This is a genomic window from Mesorhizobium sp. M1E.F.Ca.ET.063.01.1.1, from assembly GCF_003998155.1.
In the GTDB taxonomy this organism is placed as follows: Bacteria; Pseudomonadota; Alphaproteobacteria; order Rhizobiales; family Rhizobiaceae; genus Mesorhizobium.
Genome location: NZ_RZSC01000841.1, coordinates 1 through 2398, shown reverse-complemented (window position 1 = coordinate 2398; position 2398 = coordinate 1). Strand labels below are relative to the sequence as shown.

The following is a 2398-nucleotide window of genomic DNA, read 5'->3' as shown; positions in this document are numbered from 1 at the left end:
GGGCAAAGACGTTGACCAGTCTGCCGCCGGCTCGTCCGATGAAGATGCCCCTCGGCTTCAGAAGGCCAGCCCGGCGAACGTCCGCCATCGACATGAATTTTGCGTCGTTGCGCCTGGGCGGCCGCACCAAGAATGCGATCGCGAGCGGCAGGAGGAAGCCGAATAGGGCCGCGGCGCCGGCGTATTGAAGCTTTGCGAGGAGTCCAGCCTCCAGATCCGCCCAGGCGTAGCCGAAGACTGGCCGCGGGTCCGCATTGATACTGTCGAAGAGAAAATGCGATCCGGTCCTGTACCAGTCGGTCGCCGCGTATGCGACCACAAATGCCAAGGCGCCCAGCGCCACAGCCATCAACGCCAGAAAGATCCTGCCGGCGATCTTTTCCATGGTGCGCCCCCGTCAGATCGTCTCAGCCTTTGTGAACTTGATTTCGCTGATCGAGCGCCGTCCGCCGTCCCCGCGCACCATCTGCACGACGACCGGGATCACCTCGCGCAAATAGTCGAGGATCTCGCTGCGAGAGAGCCCGACATTTCCTTGCATGACCATGAGGGCCAGGCGCTCATAGGCCGAACGGGCCGAATTGGCGTGAACGGTTGTCAGCGAACCCGGATGACCGGTGTTGATGGCTTGCAGGAAGGAAAATGTCTCGGCACCTCGTAACTCGCCGAGCAGCAACCGGTCGGGCCGCATGCGCAATGACGCCTCGAGCAGCTGTTGCGGCGTAACCCTGGCAAGGCCCTGGTCACCTTTCGAGGCAAGCAGCGTCACGGTGTTGCCAGTTGCCGGCTTGAGTTCGCGCGTATCCTCGATGGTTATGATGCGCTCATGAGAGGGGATGATTTTCAACAACGCATTGAGGAAGGTTGTCTTGCCGGTCGACGTGCCGCCGGAGACAACTACGGAAATCCGATTGCGAACCGCGTATTGCAGAAATTCCAACGGCGAGGTGTCATGCAGCATCTCGGCGAGCTGCTTTTCTTCAGCCGAGAGCGCCAGGCCGCTGCCCACCTCGGTCTGTTCGAAGGCGCCCATCTTGGCATAGTCGCCAAGCGTCATGTCCATGATGACTTGCTTGCGGATGGAGATCGCGCCGCCATCGGGTGCGGCCGGCGGCAGCACGCATTGAAACCGCTCGCCTGAGGGGAGAGCGGCCGACAAGACCGGGGTGACTTCGTTGACGACCTGGTTGGTGGCCGAAGCGACGCCGACCGAGACCGAGCGGATCCAGTTTCTGGTGAGCTCGCGTTTGACGACGTACTCCATCTCCTTTGCACCCAGGCGCTCAATGAAAACTTCGCCGGGTCGGTTGATGGCGATTTCGGAAACCGATTCTTCCTCCATATAGGGCCAGATCGGTTCCAGTTCGGCGCGTAGCACCGGTGCGCGCGCCCAGGGGTCCGGCCTAGGCTGCACATTCATCGGGCCGGAGTCCCATACTCTGGATAGTCCGGATCAGCCTCAGCCTTCGGCGTCATGAAGAGCGGCGTCGGATCGAGCGCTCTTGCCGGCTTGCCGCCGCGCTTCAGTCGCGCCAGTTCCTCTTCTACCGGATCGGCATAGAGCTCGGAAAAATCCAGATCCCGGCGCACGAACACGACGATCGGCGTGCCCTGGTCAACGTAGATGGTCGGCGGGATGTTTTGTGTGTCGCGGAACGCCTCTTGCGCCAGCTGCTGCAGCGCCGTCGAGGATTTTTCGAAGGCGATGCCGCGGGCGTCGCGTTGCGAACCGGAGCCGCCATAGGTGGTGGTGACCGTCTGTCCCGTAACGGGGTCAGTAGTTGTCACCTGCCCCTGCTGGCTGTCGCTGCCATTGTTGGCAAGGGAGGACAGGTATTCAGAAACGCCGCCCACGACCGAAAGCATGATCGCATTGCCGTATCGCTCGAGCCAATGCGTATCGACGCGGCCACCGAAACCGCCCCGCCCGAGACGATCGGCGCCAGGCGAGGCGATGTCGACCGACACGCCGTCGGAACGTATGACGCCGTTCCAGACGATGAACACACGCTTTTGCCCGCGCGCGATCCCAGAACGATACTCGCCGGTCAGCCGAGAGCCTTTCGGGATCAGAATGCGGCGGCCGTCGAGCGAATAGACGTCCTCGCGCGCCACCGCGCGAACCATGCCGGGCAGATCGGTGTTGATGGCGGTTTCCAGAAATCCGCGGATCATCGTGCCTTCGGGGATCAACGCATCGGTGCGACGGAAAACCCGCGCCTTCGCCATCGCGTTCGAATGGGTTTCGGATTGCGCGAGGAAAGCCTTGTTCGGATCGTTGTCGGCGCCCGGCACCGGAACAAGCTGACCGTCGGCGGCGATCTGCGCCTGGGCCGGCTGATCGTGCCCGGCGGCCGGGTTTGCTTGCTCATTAGTGATCATCTGGGTCAACCGCAGG

Annotated in this window: 3 protein-coding genes; all 3 read right to left on the bottom strand. The window is 62.4% G+C overall.

Translation table 11 applies throughout. The annotated features are described in order from the left end of the window. Window positions 1–385: hypothetical protein (locus EOA29_RS33170; RefSeq protein WP_145969948.1), on the bottom strand; the 385-nt coding region annotated here is incomplete at its 3' end. A 12-nt stretch (window positions 386–397) separates the two neighbouring features. Further along, window positions 398–1420, bottom strand: a complete 1023-nt coding sequence (gene virB11, locus EOA29_RS33165; RefSeq protein WP_127222185.1) for a P-type DNA transfer ATPase VirB11 — start codon at window positions 1418–1420, stop codon at window positions 398–400. Continuing rightward, window positions 1417–2398 (bottom strand): type IV secretion system protein VirB10 (gene virB10 / locus EOA29_RS33160; protein ID WP_145969947.1); only part of this gene is annotated, 982 nt, incomplete at its 5' end. The genes virB10 and virB11, both read right to left, overlap by 4 nt.